Below are 14,819 nucleotides of genomic sequence, written 5' to 3' on the forward strand. Positions count from 1 at the left end.
TAATAACTGTTGTGTTGTTGAAAGCCTGAAATTGAACCCTGATTAATCGAAAAACCTAAATTAACCCGTTGATGGTAAATAATGCCCAAAAAGCCGCAGTACTCGAGGAAGTCATTGATCATATCCATCGTCTGCATTATGACGTGCGCGCCGAAGTTGTAGTAGGTGAACTGCTGGATAATGATGTCCGGGAAGCTGATGTGGCCGTACAGATGAAGAACGTTTTTACAAGAGCTTTTAATAAAGATATTTTAGATGCACAATTGGATGACTCACAACCTTATCATCCATTTGTAACGCTGACACTCTCGCGCGATGGGTTGTACGACCGCTTGCCGGAAGGCCTCTTTCATACCTTCTCCTCACAGAAAAAACAGGAGGTAAGTGAGATGGTGGCAAACTATAAAAAACACCAGCAGGAGGAACAGGAAGCGCGTAAATTCTTCCGTCCGCTTGAACATGAATTCTTTCTGCAGCGGGTATTCCTGGAGCAACGCGAGAAGCACCTTTTATTTGATGCTTTCGGAAAAGATGCGGATGCATTGTTCCTGTCTTTCTGGGGTATTCCCCAGGGACTTCCCAAAGGACCGGTGAATAAACTTATCAGGTTATTGCCGTATATTCATCGTATAGCTGGCAACCTGCAACTGGTACAATTATACTTAGAGGCTATATTAGATGAACCCGTAGAAATCTCCCGTGAAAATGGCCCTGTAGCCGTATCCACCGGCAACCAGACTGGTCTGGGAGACTGCCGGCTGGGAGTAGATACAATGACTGGCAACCTGTTTTATACCGATATGCCGCGGGTACTCGTTAAAGTAGGTCCGCTGCAACAACACCGGGTATACGATTTCCTTTCCTGGCAGCCTTATGGTAAATTGCTGGAGACTTGTCTGGGCTTCCTGATGCCCGCAGATGTGGAGGTGGAAACATTGCTGGAACCCCATCCGGATGAAAAACAAGTGGTTGTGGCCGATAGCAGATATAAAGAGGGAATTATGGGATATAATTTTTTCCTGTAGCCTTAAATGGAACTATTTTTGCATGTAATGTTGGCGCTGTAAACTGTTTTAACCCTTTTCCCAATTGGAAAACTATGATACTTAAAGCGAAAATTTATCTTGTATTAGCTGCCATACTAGCGATCGGATCTCTGATCGTTGGATTGCTGAGCCGTTATATTAAAAACTTTACCCTATATAAGAAAAAGGCATTGTGGTATCTGTTTTTACTCACGCTCGTATTTGCAGTTATCAGCTCTATTCCTTTCCTGTTCACACATCAGAACCTGGTCAGCCAGTATCTGTTTTACCAGGTATGGTTCCTCGGTCTTGGCATTGCCCATTGCCATATTATGTATACACGGTTCTGGGCAAATGAACGTACACTAGGCTCTGAACTATCCTTTATCCTGGCGATCTGTTTGTTTGGTGCAGTAGGTTTTATGTTGGTACAGTTCCTTTTCACCAAAGGAGATTTCCTGTATTACCCGATGCTTACCTGCTTCCTCGCATTTGCACTGCCGACCTTTGTGTACAAGACCTTCGAAAAGATGATGGCTATCCCGGCTAAAGTACATAAGTGGTGGCAGTACCCGGCTTATCACGAACAACCGGAAGTGAATGAAGATGATATGAGAGACCTGATCGTAATCGGGTTTGAACTGGAGAAGAACAGCCGCGACATTGACCGTACCTATTTCAGGGCACGTACCCCCATTAAGATGGACCTGGGTGACCTGTTCTACCATTTTGTAAATGACTACAACGATCGCTATCCCAATACACCAATTGATGTAATGGACCCCAACGGACAGCCTTATGGATGGGTGTTCCATCTCAAGTCAAGATGGCTGGGAATAGCGAAAACACTGGATCCTGAGAAGCCGGTATTCATGAATGGCATGCAGGAAAATAGTGTGATCATTTGTAACAGGATCGTGTTGAACAGCAGAAATAACTAATAGTAGTAGTTGACCTATAGTTGATCCCTTAAATATGTATGTAAACAATCATTTCTTACGTAAACAATCATCCCATGGCAGAGCCGCTCAAACATTTTCCCGTTAACTGGGTGGATGGAATGAAAATAAAAAAGCAGCATTTTGTAGAAACAGAAAATGCGATGCTTGATCAGATCCGGGATGCCATTTCCAGCGGTTTGCATGCGCAGAACTATGGACTATTGCCCGCTAAAGCAGAGAACAAAGAATCGCTCCGTTGCTGGTTCGTAACCGACAACCAGCATCAGTGGCGTATCAAGCTAACGGAGTGCCGTGCTGTTACGCCCGGTGGCGCCCGTATAGAGATCCCTGAACATACCGTGCATTCACTGAAATATGCAACGACGTTCCCGGAAGCAACTTTCAGCTGGGATCCGCAACATACAGAAGGGGCTTATTATATCATGATGCAGGTAAATCCCTTTGACCGCCAGCCCAGCGGAGAACCGCTGCTGCATGAAGATCCGCCCCGCCTGCCATATGCGACGCCCGAATACCACTTGTTCGTACAGCCGGTATCACAGTTACCAAACGGACAACTGGGCAGTTACCAGATGGTACTGGGTCGTATCTCCGTGACTGATGGACGGCCTCAACTGGATGATGATTATATACCGCCTACCAGTATGGTATCTGCGCATCCTGCATTGGCCGACTTACACCAGGAGCTGGACCAGTTCCTCGGTCAGCTGGAACTGCACGGTGTCCAGATCGTACAGAAGATCTATGGCAGAAATCAAAATAATGATCTGGCACAGGTAGTACTATATATTACAGAAAGGCTCGTGCAATACCTGGGCACACGTATCTCTCAGTTCCGCTGGCTAGGGTTGTATCAGTCGCCCGCAGCAATGCTGGAAGTAGTGGCAGGCCTGGCGCGTACTATCAAAAATGCAGTAGATCTGCGTGCCGGCACTGGTAAGGAAGAATTGCTGAACTACTTCTCAGAATGGTGTGAATTGCGACAGGGAGAGCTGGAAACGCTCATGGTAAATTGTGCGAATATCCGTTACAGACATATCGACGTGAGAGAATGTCTGCAACCAATGATCCCGTTTGTCCGTGCAATCAGCAAACTGTTTGAAAGCCTGAGCAGACTGGATTATATCGGCCGCAAAACAGACAGTGGCATCTTTGTGAAAGAGGAGTCGGCCGAAGATGCAGAATACCTGCGTAAACACAAAACAAAGAGATGGTTCTTCACAGATTGATTTCATTCAAATAATATAATACATGCGTGTACTAAACAAACAGGAGCGGACATCCGCCTTTTTATGGTTCCTGCTTTTCTTCGTTGTCACGGTAGGGCTCTTTGTACTGGCCGTATTCTTCAACTTCCAGGTACCTGCAAGAGAGAACACTGCACTGCGTAAACAACTGAGCTCTTTCCGCCAGGAACAGGCTTTTCAGGCGGAATTCCTGCAGAAGATGGATAAGGTGAAGAATAATCTTGATTCCATTAATCTGCCTAATCAGAATGCCAATTACATGGACCAGGTCATTGCGCAGGACCTTGTGAATATGCGTAATACAATTCCTAAAGAAACGGTGACGCACTACGGCCTGTACAATAATATTATTCAGAATTTATTGTCCATTCAACAGGGTAAACAACAAATGAGAGGTTTACAGAATGCACAACAGACTATTGCAGAACTGAAAGAGAAGATTGCAGACCTTAACAGGGAACTGGAAACGACAAGGAATGAACTTGATTATAACAGACAGATAATGAGATCACGATGAGTTAAATTTTTGGTTGTATTAAGGGATTACTTTAAATTTGAAACATAGATAAATACATAAATAGTTAGCTTCATTTATTAGTTCTTTATTGCAAACCTTAAACATTTAACCCATCATGTCCTTCAAATCAGTCTTTGAAGTAGCTGGCAAAAAAATGGTAGTAAAACATTGCAGCTATGACCTCACCCAAGAAGTAGACGCTACCGGCCGCCCCTCATCAATAACCCGCGGTGGTCGTATACGTCTCATTGTTGAATCAACTGGTGAAACAGATCTCTTTGAATGGATGGTGAACAACTTTGAAAGAAAAGATGGCACCGTTACATTCTTCAAGAGAGACTCTGATGCAGAGTTGAAAAAGCTCAATTTTAAAGAAGGTTATCTGGTAAAGTTTGAAGAGTCTTTCGACGCGGATGACAAGAGCCCGATGACCGTTGCATTCACCATTTCTGCCCGGGAGTTGAGCATGGGCAGTGGCACCCATATCAATGAATGGGTATGAGTGGTATGATTTGTTAGCTAAACGAAATTATGCCATGGCCCTCGCGGATAACGCGGGGGCTTTTTGGTTTTTATAGTATCAATTCCTGAACACCGGTTTGAACATAAACCAGCCGAGTACAGGAAATAACTGCATGGGTACAACTAAACCTGGAAACAATTCAGGATGGTCCACATCTAAGGGAAGACTGATCATAAAAGGAATGATAATGCTGACAAGCACACCACCGGTGAGGAGAAGGCTGGTCAGCGTTTCCATTTCCTTTTTGAATAGTTTGTCGATACCAAAACAGAATAATGCAATCAGCATTCCTGCGAATAGAGATGCACTGAATATACTGGCTGGTGATACAATACTGTTGTAGGCAACCTCCAGTGCCGCGACGTAGACGCGGTAATAAAAAAAAGCAGCAAGCCCTGAGAAGATGCCTGCTGCCAATCCGTTGAGGAAATATTTCTTAAACATGTAATTGCTTATTGGGTAACAGGAACGCTTACATTTAATTTGAATACGTCATCAACCCTGCCGCCAGCTTCACCGATACCAAATTCGACACGGTTTACATCAAAGTTACCATTAAAAGTACCTCCGTTGCCATTTCTTGTGAAAGTAAATGGAACGGTGAATGGTTTCTTTACACCATGTAATTCCAGTTCACCCTGTGCTTCATAACCTGCGGCGGTTTTGTTCACTTTCGATGCAATGAAATGGATGGTAGGATATTTTGATGCATCAAGCCATTTACTGCCTTTTGCATGCGTATTCTTTAAGCCATTACCGGTATTGATAGACGTTACATCGATGGTCACATCAAATTTGGAAGTGGCCAGGTTCTTTTCATCAAATATCACCTGTCCTTTCAGATCTTTAAAGATACCGTTAGCGCCGGAGCCGGAAAACTTAATGGAGTGCCCCTCTGCTATCTTCCAGTTTTGCGAGGAAGCAAATGTGAAAGCGGAAGCCAGCAGGATGATGGCAGCTGCAAACGGGTAAAATACTTTTTTCATTGTAGTGTTCATTAGTGTGATTGTGTGGTTCAAAAGTAATCGGATAATTACTCTACTGCAAAAACGATACCTATAAATAAATGTTAATAAGTTCTACCGGAAGGTAAATAAAAGCTAACAAATGTTAGTCCGCCGGGACAGGTTTTATGGGAACTTTGTGTCAAAATCAAGACGATGGCATTCCTTTCCGGACTCTTATCAATAGGATTATTATCACTACTGGCTGGCCACTTATTTAACGTACCCTGGCTCCAGCAATGGCAGCACGATGCACAGGTGGCCGCTGCTGTCATGTTTATACTGATAGGCGTCATGCACCTTGTAACACCGCGGAAACTGACGTATATGATCGAGGGCTGGCTGCCATATGCCCTGGAGCTGGTACTGATCAGTGGCGTACTCGAAATAGCGTTAGGAATAGGATTATTGATCCCCGGGGTCAACATGTATGCTGCATGGGGGTTAATTGGACTACTGATCCTGCTATTTCCGGCGAATATCTATGTGGCGGTAAAACAATTACCCGCTCCCGGCGGATTACCGGCAAAAGCCTGGTATACCTGGAGCCGGCTGGCCTTTCAACCTGTTTATGTTGCGTGGGTGTGGTGGTGTGTTAGGTAAGCCCTCTTCTGATACGGCTCAGGCTTTCGGGTTCAATACCCAAATAAGAGGCTATATATTTCACTGGAATTAGCTGCACCACCTGCGGATGTTCTGCCAGCAGCTGAAGATACCGCTCTTTGGCGCTGTATTGCAAAAAGGCCAGTTCCCGCTGATATTTACGAACGTACTGGTATTCCGCCAGCAAACGGCCGGTATGTTCTGCTGCATGACTTCTCTGGTAGAGCTCCTGCAGATCGGCATGATAGAAAGCAAAGCCATTTACAGGCGTTATAGCCTGTAAAGATACGATAGAGGGCTGCTGGGTAATAAAAGAGGCGTAAGCAGTCGAAAACTGCCCTGGAAATGCGAAATCGAGGGATACTTCCTTGTCCTGGTGTACCGTGAATACCCTTACAATACCCGACGAAATAAAATAGATGGCAGAAGAGACCCTGCCCATATGCGCAAGAAAAGAGCCGTTACTGAACGCCACAGGCTGCAGTAACGGCTCAAATAAATGCCAGTTATCTCCCGAATGTTTGTCAAGCTGTAATATGGCTTGTTTTACCTCGTTGATATCTGGCATCTTCTCTATTTTAAATCAGATCCTTCTTAGTTTCAGCGACTGTACAAAGTGATGGCTGCCCTTTTCCAGTATCAGGCTGGCCCTGAAACGGGTGGGCATAATGTTCAGTTCCAGGTTGGGCTTGTTGATCTCATTCCAGATGTTGGTCGCAAATTCTTCTGATTCTGTATCTGATAGATGCGCATACCGGTGGAAATAGGAGTCCGGGTTCCGGAAAGCGGTCTGCCGCAGGGACTTGAACCTGGCGATGTACCATTGTTGCAGGTCCTCCAGTTCCGCATCTACATAGATGGAAAAGTCAAAGAAGTCAGAAACGAAGATCATAGGCTCGCGCTGCTGCTGTCTTGGTCTTACCTGCAATACATTCACGCCTTCAACGATCACGATATCAGGAGATTCTATCCATTGCAGCTGGTTAGGCAGGATGTCGTATTCCAGGTGACTGTATACAGGGGCGGAAACTCTTTCCCTGGCAGATTTAACATTGGCGAGGAATTGTATCAACCCGCGGATATCATAGCTCTCAGGAAAGCCTTTACGGTTCATAATACCCCTTTGTTCCAGTACCCGGTTGGGGTAAAGGAACCCATCCGTAGTGACCAGGTCAACTTTGGGATGGTTAGGCCAGGCCGACAACAAACGTTGCAGCACGCGGGCTGTTGTGCTTTTGCCCACAGCCACACTACCGGCTATGCCGATAATGAAAGGTACCTTCAGGAACTGACTGCCCAGAAAGCTGTTTGTGGCAGCATGGAGTCGCTGCGCACTGCTCACATACAGGTTCAGCAAGCGGGAAAGCGGTACATAAATCTGGGTGATCTCGTCCATTGTCAGCGGCTCATTCAGCCCCTGCAACGTATCAATGTCATTGAGTAAGTGTAACATGGGATCGTCACTCCTTTTCGCCCATTCTTCCCTGCTGATTGTAATATAGGGAGCATAATTATTCCTCGTCATGAAGATTTTGTTGCCAGTTTACGTGTTGTTACCTGTCTTTTCAGGCTGCTAAGCTATATAAACCGTTTTAACATTCAAAAATTCATGTGTGCCTTCAAGGGACAGTTCCCTGCCGTAACCGGACTGTTTCACCCCTCCAAAGGGCAAACGGGCGTCTGAACGTACCATGGCATTGATGAATACATTTCCGCTCTCTATCTGCCGGGCCAGCCGCCTGGCTTTATCAAGATCGGTGGTCCAGAGTGAGGCCCCCAGTCCGAAAGGTGTCTGGTTAGCCAGCTGGATGGCTTGGTTTTCATTGGCTGCTTTGATGATCACTGCCAGGGGACCGAAGGTTTCCTCTTCAAAGGCGGTCATGCCGGGCTGTACACCGGTGAGCAGGGTAGGAATGAAGTTGGCTTCCTGGTGCTGGCCACCCAATGCTAAACTGGCGCCCTGGGAAACGGTCTGCTTCAGTTGCTGGGCCAGTTCTGCCGCCAGGTCAGGCCGCGCCATAGGGCCGAGGTCAGTCTCGGGGTCAAAAGGATCTCCCTGGCGCATATGGCCGAGGATATTGCTTACCCTGTCGGTAAAGTCGCCGAGTATGGCTTCCTCCACGATCCAGCGCTTGGCGGCAATACAGGATTGGCCTGCATTCTGCATACGGGCCTTCACCGCTATTTTTGCTGCTTCGTCCAGGTTGGCGTCTTTCAGCACAATAAATGGGTCGCTGCCGCCCAGCTCCAGGACGGATTTTTTAATATATTTCCCTGCCAGTGCGCCGACACTCATTCCGGCGCCGGTACTGCCTGTGAGGGTAACTCCCTGGACCCGGGGATCTGCTATAACGGGTTCAATATTCTTTGAATTGACCAGTAATGCCTGGAAAGCACCTTCCGGGAACCCTGCCGCCAGGAAGAGGTCTTCCATCGCCAGGGCACAGCCACTTACATTGCTGGCATGCTTCAGCAGGGCGCTGTTACCGGCCAGCAGGTTCGGGATGGCAAAACGGAACACCTGCCAGTAGGGGAAATTCCAGGGCATGATAGCCAGAATGATGCCTTTCGGCTCATATGATATATAGCTTTGCTGTGCATCCGAAGTGATGAGTTTGGGTTGCAGCATCTCAGCAATATGTGCTACATAATATTCAGCAGATGTGGCGCACTTCAGGACCTCGGCTTTTGCTTCCTTAAAGGTTTTCCCCATTTCCCGGCTAATGATGCCCGCATGCTCTTCTACATTCGTCTTCAGTAAACCCGCCAGTGCCAGCATCCATTTACAACGTTCCTCCAGGCTGGCATGCGATAAATGCTGGTATGCCTGGTGCCCCCACGCGAGCCGCTGTTCAATATCAGCTTCTGAATGCGCGGCATATTCAGCTATTGTTTCCTGATTATACGGATTGATACTTCTGAAGGTGCTCATATAAAACAATTTACACGATTGCAGACAACATATATGCCATATGCAACAGCGTAAATGTAACGTTTATAAAGCATCTCCGGTTGAATGGATGATGTGTGGAAATTATTACGGATGACAAAACGCTAAAGGGCTGCAATTAAAGTACTTTCTGAAAGCAGCAGTGAAGGATTTGAAAGAGGTGTATCCGGTTAATAGTGGGACACTGTTCAACGGTATGTCGTCCTCAGCCAGCAATTTAGCAGCGCTTTCCATACGGTAAAGATGTATGAAATGAGTAACGGAAACAGCGTTTAACTGGTGAAAGCCCTTGACGAGAAAGTTAGTGCTGATGTTGAACTGCTGACACAGCGCCTTTAAAGTAAGCGGCCTGTGTATATTCCATTTGATATATTCTTTCACACGGTCCAGTACAATAACGTCATGAGTAGTCAGTTCTATCTTATTCCCCTTTTGAGGTAACAGCTGCCATATAAAATGTTCGAGCATCAACATACACTTTTTCTCCCGGTAACAGGCAGTGGCTTCTTCGTTAAAACGGCAATGCCGGATATCCTGTACCAGCATCATGAAATAGGCATTCAACATTACCTGGCGGGGCGCGTTGATCATGCCTCCCTTGTTTTCTATTGCTTCCCGTACCTTCTTTCTGACATTGTAAGACAGCCGTTTGAATGGCGCTTGTTTTAACAGGCGGAATAAGGTATCATTCCTGAAACTGATGTGAAAAAAACAATGTTTGCCTTGCGGAATAATCGCAACATTGATCGATTGCAGGTAAAAGAGGTTCACTTCTTCCTTTCTCAGCTCCACGCTGTCTGTACCATTTACAAACGCATCCACATCATTGTTGTCGAGTGAAATATGCAGGTGAAGAGATGGCTTCAGCGGAGTAGGTAATACCTCTGTTTCAAGCGCCTCACATATTACCTGGTGTTCAAATATTTCAAATAAACCTGCTTCCATTTTCTGAAGGAAAACAGTCTTCTGTGCATCGCCATGCAGCGTCATAGTGGAATGTCGGATAATAGCGCCGGAGAATCTCCGGGGGACATCTGAAACAAAAAATATGTCCTTAAAGAATTCAACGGAGGTTGCTGAAAACAAAAACATGTTGGGTTGGTTTTAGGGTGATAAAATCGCGCGACATTTAACCCGCATTATGCTGGTATGAACATCATCGGGATATACATAACATGTATCAGCTGTAGGTAACAACCTTCTTGTGATGTAAAGGCGGCGGTAGCCTTAACAGGATAACAAGACAGGGATATTGTTATTTTGATTTGGTAAACATTCACATTATAGTATGAATAACTATCTGATTCTAAAATTATTCTTTTGTTTATTGCCAATAGTTAATAACTCGTTAACGATTGGTTGATCTGGTCCGGAATATTCTATCTGCTCGAGTTTTAAACAAGTATACATGGATAGATGTTAATATCTGAGAGATATTTTATAATGAATAGATGAGATATGAATGTTGTCACGCTCAGTTGATAATACTTGAGTAGAATAACACTCAATTTATCTATATGCTTGAAATAGGTTATATTTAACAATAACCCAAACCAAACACAAATGAAGTCAACCAGGAATCTAATTCGTAGTGTATTCTTATTGCTATTTCTGTATGTACCACTAGTGGCGGTATATGCTCAGAAGCAAAAAATAACCGGTAAAGTCACCGATGCCACCACAGCAGTACCGCTGGAAGGGATTACTGTGAGAGTAAAACAAGGCGGTACCGGTACGTTGACAGGCAAGGACGGTACCTTTTCCATTGAAGCAAAAACAGATGATGTACTGGAACTAAGTGCTATTGGTTTCAGACAATTATCTTTTCCTATAAACGGTCGTACACACGTGGATATCCAGCTGGTATCCACGGTATCAGAGCTGACCCAGGTGGTGCTGGTAGGTACCCGTTCCGGAGGCCGGGCAAAGATCGAGACACCTGTTCCGGTAGATGTTATCTCCCTCAGCCAGGCGGCTTATCCTACTGCCAAGATGGACCTGACAGCCCTGCTCAACGTATCTGCACCTTCCTTTAATTATAACAAACAGAGTGGTAGCGATGGCGCCGATCAGATTGACCTCGCCACCCTCCGTGGACTGGGACCAGATCAGACCCTCGTACTGGTAAATGGTAAACGCCGCCACCAGACAGCCTTCGTAGCGGTATATGGTACCCGTGGCCGCGGTAACTCCGGCACTGACCTGAACGCCATTCCCGAAGCGGCTATCGACCGTGTGGAAATACTCCGTGATGGAGCTTCCGCCCAGTATGGTTCAGATGCCATCGCAGGTGTGATCAATATCATTCTTAAGAAAGATGTGAATCACCTGTATGTAAATGCTGGTTATGCCGGATATTATGATCACAAGTACAATACTTACTTCGGTAAGGAATTGAACCAATACAGGAATAACGGCGCGATCGACGGTAATGCTGTTTCTGTGGGACTGAATTACGGGGTGTCTTTGGGCAAACACGGTGGCTTTCTGAACTTCTCCGGCAACTTTCTGAAACAGGGTAAAACCTTCCGCCAGGTGCTGGATACGAATATGGCCCATGCAGATGCCTTACCGATTAACGTGGTAAGAAGATCATATGGGGACGCCTCCAAAACTACCGGCGGTGGTATGCTGAACCTGGAGCTGCCTTTCGCAGACGGACGCACCACTTTTTATGCCTTTGGCGGGTATAACCATAAATTTTCTGATGCCTATGCCTACACCAGGCATTTCAACGGAAATAATCCAAGTTCCAGCGGACACCCTGACCGTTTCCCTACAGATGCGAACGGGAAGCTGATCTTCTATCAGGATATCATGTACCCGGTTACATCTCCCGGTGGTGCAGCTAACGATACTGTGTTTGATCCACATATTCAGAACAAGATCGATGACTGGTCTGCAGCTGCTGGCATCAAGGGGGAATTTGGCAACGGCTGGACCTGGGATCTGAGTAATGCCCTGGGCCGTAACAATTTCCACTTCTTTGGCGATAAAACCTTCAACGCTTCTCTGGGGGCCAACACGCCTACTCATTTCGACGATGGAGGATTCTCTTTCCTGCAGAATACCGCTAACCTGACCGTGGGTAAGGAGATAACTGGTGTGGCCGCAGGCCTGCATCTGGCCCTGGGTGCTGAATACAGGTATGAGAAATACACGATCTATGCGGGAGAGGAAGCATCCTATAGAAACTATGATCCTACCTTCTTTAAGGCCACAGGTGCACAAGGCTTCCCTGGCTACCGCCCTTCTGATGAAGTAAATGCAAACCGTTCCAATGTGGCCGGTTTTGTGGATGCAGAACTGGACGTAACCAGCAAATGGTTGATAGGTGCAGCAGTACGTGCTGAGAACTACAGCGACTTCGGTTTCACCAGCAATTATAAGTTTGCCACCCGCTATAAAGTAACTTCCAATTTTAACATCCGTGGTTCTGTCAGCACGGGTTTCCGCGCTCCTTCACTGCAACAGATCAACTTTAGCTCCCAGTATACCAACGTACAGGGAGGTCTCATTACAGAGGTGAAGATTGCTCCGAATACAAACAGTATTACCAGGGCAGCCGGCATTCCTGATCTGAAGCAGGAGAAGTCAGTGAACGCCAGTCTGGGCTTCACCTGGAAACCAGTGAACGCACTGTCTGTCACTGTGGATGGATACCTGGTGAAGGTAAAAGACAGAATCGTATTGTCCGGTCAGTTCAGCGCCAGCGATACCACCCTGTCTCAGGAACTGTACAATACTTTGAACTCATTACATATCGATAATGCGCAGTTCTTCGCTAACGCCGTAAATACCACCAACACTGGTATCGACGTGGTGATCGACTATAACAAACGTTGGGGCAATCAGCGTTTCAGGGCTCTACTGGCAGCCAATTTCCAGCACATGAAGATCGACAAGATCAATGTACCGGAACGACTGAATGATTCCTATCTGCATAGAAAGTCTTTCTTCAGCGACCGTGAAGAACGCTTTGTACTGGCTTCTGCACCTCCGGTGAAGATTGGCCTGAACCTGGATTATGGTATCAATAAATTTGGTGTAAGTGCGCACGTGACCTATTTCGGTAAGGTAGAACTGTATGGTTATGGCTGGAGCGGAGACCTGGCCGGTTCAGGTATTAACCCGGTAGTAGGCCTGGACAGCGATCCTGATAAACTGGTGCCTGAACTATTCAAATATAAAGGCAAGGCAGTAACCGACCTGGCTGTAAATTATAAGATCACCAAACAGCTTAACTGGTTCGTCGGTGCTGATAATATCTTCAACGTACACCCTTCACTCGGAGTGGCGAACGGAGCCAGGTTATCAGCTTACGACAGTGAGAGCGGTGGCGCATGGGATGCTGTGCAGATGGGCTTCAATGGTATCCGTCTCTTTACACGTTTTGTGTTGACATTATAATGGATGATGTAAGTATAAATAAAAAGGTCTCGTTTAATACGAGACCTTTTTATTTATACTATAATGTTGTTCCGTTCATGCTTATTCAGCAACGGTAGAGATTTTGATCGTATTGGTAGGCAGGTGTTCTGCTACTGGAGTGCTGCCGGTATTTACCACAATGTCAGCAGGTTTCACAAAGCCTCTTTCTTTCAGGATGTTGATCTGGTCAGAGATGATGCCATCCAGGCTTTCTTCGCCATCATAGAAGAAGGCGCGTACACCCCAGCTCAGGCTCAGCTGATTTACCAGTGTTTTTTCCTTGGTGAAGATGAACAGTGGAGAGCGTGGACGGTAGCTGCTCAGCATGAAACCGGTGTAACCGCTCTGGGTCATACCGATCAGCGCATCAGCATCCAGGTCTTCTGCCATCTTACAGGCGTTGTAACACAGTGCATCGCTTAGGAAGGTAGGAGAGTGACGGTGAGGGATCAGGTTACGGTTGTAGATGATGTCTTCTTTCTCTACTTCACCGATGATCTTTCTCATGGTCTGGATCACCAGCTCAGGGAACTGACCTGTAGCGGTCTCACCACTCAGCATTACGGCATCAGCTCCTTCCAGTACCGCGTTCGCTACGTCAGTGATTTCACTACGGTTAGGACGGGTACGGTCTATCATGCTTTCCATCATTTGCGTAGCCACGATTACAGGCTTAGCACGGTGGATACATTTACGGATAATATCTTTCTGGATCATTGGGATCTGCTCAACTGGCAGTTCCACACCCAGGTCACCACGAGCGATCATTACGCCATCGCTTTCCCAGATGATTTCCTTCAGGTTCGCAATGGCTTCAGGTTTTTCGATCTTGGAGATCACCTTCATTTTGGAATTGCGTTCTTTCAGGCGTTTGCGGATCAGCAGGAGGTCATCTACGTGTCTAACGAATGACAGGGCAACCCAGTCACAATCGTGATCGATGATGAATTCCAGGTCCACGATATCTTTTTCGGTCAGTGCCGGCAGGGAAACTTTGGTATCTGGCAGGTTGAAGCCTTTTTTGGAAGACAGTACACCTGGCAGGGTTACTTCAGCTTTGATCTCGCCATCGGCAGTGATCTCTCTTACTACAGTTTCGATTTTACCGTCATCCAGGAGGATTTTCTGACCTGGTTTAACGTCTTTATGCAGGTCTGCGTAGGAAACGTAGATCTTTACAGCATTACCTACCACTTTCTCATTTACGAAGGTCAGGATCTGACCGGCTACCAGTGGTAATGCGTTATTTTCGATCTCACCAACACGCAGTTTAGGGCCTTGCAGGTCAGCGAGAATAGCTACGTTGTAAGGCTCAGTTTTGTTGATCTGACGGATATACTGGATAATACGCAGTTTATCTTCGTGGGAGCCATGTGAAAAGTTCAGACGGAACACGTTAACGCCGGCTCTTACTAGTGCCAGTAAGCCTTCATAGGTATCGCAGGCCGGGCCGACAGTTGCCACGATTTTGGTTTTGTGCTGGGAATGCGCACGGGAAGCTTCATGATCCATCTGTTTGTGTACGTATTGTGATAAATCTTTTGTACTCATAGCTCT

14 protein-coding genes are annotated in these 14,819 nt (G+C 46.3%); 7 read left to right on the forward strand and 7 right to left on the reverse strand.

What is annotated here, in order from left to right; genetic code table 11:
* Nucleotides 1-71 precede the first annotated feature (71 nt).
* The 5 genes from CLV42_RS14440 to tssD all read left to right on the forward strand — a co-directional run bounded on the left by CLV42_RS14440 (nucleotide 72) and on the right by tssD (nucleotide 4,253).
* Nucleotides 72-1,025 (forward strand): type VI secretion system baseplate subunit TssG, encoded by a 954-nt coding sequence (locus tag CLV42_RS14440; RefSeq protein WP_106602634.1) that lies wholly within the window; start codon nucleotides 72-74, stop codon nucleotides 1,023-1,025.
* A 74-nt stretch (nucleotides 1,026-1,099) separates the two neighbouring features.
* The gene (locus CLV42_RS14445; protein ID WP_106602635.1) at nucleotides 1,100-1,966 is read left to right on the forward strand and encodes a TssN family type VI secretion system protein; all 867 of its coding nucleotides are present in this window, start codon (nucleotides 1,100-1,102) and stop codon (nucleotides 1,964-1,966) included.
* A 74-nt stretch (nucleotides 1,967-2,040) separates the two neighbouring features.
* Nucleotides 2,041-3,216, forward strand: a complete 1,176-nt coding sequence (locus CLV42_RS14450; RefSeq protein ID WP_106602636.1) for a hypothetical protein — start codon at nucleotides 2,041-2,043, stop codon at nucleotides 3,214-3,216.
* Nucleotides 3,217-3,238: 22 nt separating this feature from the next.
* A complete protein-coding gene (gene tssO, locus CLV42_RS14455; RefSeq protein ID WP_106602637.1) occupies nucleotides 3,239-3,751 on the forward strand; it encodes a type VI secretion system TssO in 513 nt (170 codons plus the stop codon).
* A 115-nt stretch (nucleotides 3,752-3,866) separates the two neighbouring features.
* Nucleotides 3,867-4,253 (forward strand): type VI secretion system tube protein TssD, encoded by a 387-nt coding sequence (gene tssD / locus CLV42_RS14460; protein ID WP_106602638.1) that lies wholly within the window; start codon nucleotides 3,867-3,869, stop codon nucleotides 4,251-4,253.
* Nucleotides 4,254-4,331: 78 nt separating this feature from the next.
* On the opposite strand, the gene CLV42_RS14465 is transcribed toward tssD, so the two are convergent.
* Nucleotides 4,332-4,718 (reverse strand): hypothetical protein, encoded by a 387-nt coding sequence (locus CLV42_RS14465; RefSeq protein WP_106602639.1) that lies wholly within the window; start codon nucleotides 4,716-4,718, stop codon nucleotides 4,332-4,334.
* Nucleotides 4,719-4,726: 8 nt separating this feature from the next.
* Nucleotides 4,727-5,260, reverse strand: a complete 534-nt coding sequence (locus CLV42_RS14470; RefSeq protein ID WP_106602881.1) for a YceI family protein — start codon at nucleotides 5,258-5,260, stop codon at nucleotides 4,727-4,729.
* A 174-nt stretch (nucleotides 5,261-5,434) separates the two neighbouring features.
* Between CLV42_RS14470 and CLV42_RS14475 the strand changes: the two genes are divergently transcribed.
* On the forward strand, nucleotides 5,435-5,881 hold the full coding sequence (locus tag CLV42_RS14475; protein WP_106602640.1) for a DoxX family protein: 447 nt from the start codon (nucleotides 5,435-5,437) through the stop codon (nucleotides 5,879-5,881).
* Here CLV42_RS14475 and CLV42_RS14480 read toward each other — a convergent pair.
* From CLV42_RS14480 to CLV42_RS14495, 4 genes are all read right to left on the reverse strand, one after another.
* The gene (locus tag CLV42_RS14480) at nucleotides 5,874-6,449 is read right to left on the reverse strand and encodes a Crp/Fnr family transcriptional regulator (protein ID WP_106602641.1); all 576 of its coding nucleotides are present in this window, start codon (nucleotides 6,447-6,449) and stop codon (nucleotides 5,874-5,876) included. The genes CLV42_RS14475 and CLV42_RS14480 overlap by 8 nt on opposite strands.
* 15 nt (nucleotides 6,450-6,464) lie before the next feature.
* The gene (gene coaA / locus CLV42_RS14485; RefSeq protein ID WP_106602642.1) at nucleotides 6,465-7,406 is read right to left on the reverse strand and encodes a type I pantothenate kinase; all 942 of its coding nucleotides are present in this window, start codon (nucleotides 7,404-7,406) and stop codon (nucleotides 6,465-6,467) included.
* A 48-nt stretch (nucleotides 7,407-7,454) separates the two neighbouring features.
* Nucleotides 7,455-8,813 carry an NAD-dependent succinate-semialdehyde dehydrogenase gene (locus tag CLV42_RS14490; RefSeq protein WP_106602643.1) on the reverse strand — a complete coding sequence of 453 codons (1,359 nt, stop codon included), beginning with the start codon at nucleotides 8,811-8,813 and terminating at the stop codon, nucleotides 7,455-7,457.
* Between the two features lie 105 nt (nucleotides 8,814-8,918).
* Nucleotides 8,919-9,923: a helix-turn-helix transcriptional regulator gene (locus tag CLV42_RS14495; protein ID WP_106602644.1), complete on the reverse strand. Its 1,005-nt coding sequence runs from the start codon at nucleotides 9,921-9,923 to the stop codon at nucleotides 8,919-8,921.
* A gap of 471 nt (nucleotides 9,924-10,394) precedes the next feature.
* On the opposite strand from CLV42_RS14495, the gene CLV42_RS14500 reads away from it, so the two are divergent.
* Nucleotides 10,395-13,241, forward strand: coding sequence for a TonB-dependent receptor (locus tag CLV42_RS14500; RefSeq protein WP_106602645.1), 2,847 nt, complete (start codon nucleotides 10,395-10,397; stop codon nucleotides 13,239-13,241).
* Between the two features lie 81 nt (nucleotides 13,242-13,322).
* Here the strand turns inward: CLV42_RS14500 and pyk are convergent, their stop codons facing one another.
* Nucleotides 13,323-14,813, reverse strand: a complete 1,491-nt coding sequence (pyk, locus tag CLV42_RS14505; RefSeq protein ID WP_211303457.1) for a pyruvate kinase — start codon at nucleotides 14,811-14,813, stop codon at nucleotides 13,323-13,325.
* Nucleotides 14,814-14,819: the final 6 nt, after the last annotated feature.

Source organism: Chitinophaga ginsengisoli, from assembly GCF_003014595.1.
Lineage (GTDB): Bacteria > Bacteroidota > Bacteroidia > Chitinophagales > Chitinophagaceae > Chitinophaga > Chitinophaga ginsengisoli.

Coding starts and splice junctions, on each gene's coding strand:
- CLV42_RS14495 (WP_106602644.1), bottom strand. CDS start 9,923: ATGTTTTTGTTTTCAGCAACCTCCGTTGAATTCTTTAAGGACATATTT.
- CLV42_RS14500 (WP_106602645.1), top strand. CDS start 10,395: ATGAAGTCAACCAGGAATCTAATTCGTAGTGTATTCTTATTGCTATTT.
- pyk (WP_211303457.1), bottom strand. CDS start 14,813: ATGAGTACAAAAGATTTATCACAATACGTACACAAACAGATGGATCAT.
- CLV42_RS14490 (WP_106602643.1), bottom strand. CDS start 8,813: ATGAGCACCTTCAGAAGTATCAATCCGTATAATCAGGAAACAATAGCT.
- CLV42_RS14465 (WP_106602639.1), bottom strand. CDS start 4,718: ATGTTTAAGAAATATTTCCTCAACGGATTGGCAGCAGGCATCTTCTCA.
- CLV42_RS14450 (WP_106602636.1), top strand. CDS start 2,041: ATGGCAGAGCCGCTCAAACATTTTCCCGTTAACTGGGTGGATGGAATG.
- tssO (WP_106602637.1), top strand. CDS start 3,239: ATGCGTGTACTAAACAAACAGGAGCGGACATCCGCCTTTTTATGGTTC.
- CLV42_RS14480 (WP_106602641.1), bottom strand. CDS start 6,449: ATGCCAGATATCAACGAGGTAAAACAAGCCATATTACAGCTTGACAAA.
- CLV42_RS14475 (WP_106602640.1), top strand. CDS start 5,435: ATGGCATTCCTTTCCGGACTCTTATCAATAGGATTATTATCACTACTG.
- CLV42_RS14445 (WP_106602635.1), top strand. CDS start 1,100: ATGATACTTAAAGCGAAAATTTATCTTGTATTAGCTGCCATACTAGCG.
- coaA (WP_106602642.1), bottom strand. CDS start 7,406: ATGACGAGGAATAATTATGCTCCCTATATTACAATCAGCAGGGAAGAA.
- CLV42_RS14440 (WP_106602634.1), top strand. CDS start 72: ATGGTAAATAATGCCCAAAAAGCCGCAGTACTCGAGGAAGTCATTGAT.
- tssD (WP_106602638.1), top strand. CDS start 3,867: ATGTCCTTCAAATCAGTCTTTGAAGTAGCTGGCAAAAAAATGGTAGTA.
- CLV42_RS14470 (WP_106602881.1), bottom strand. CDS start 5,260: ATGAAAAAAGTATTTTACCCGTTTGCAGCTGCCATCATCCTGCTGGCT.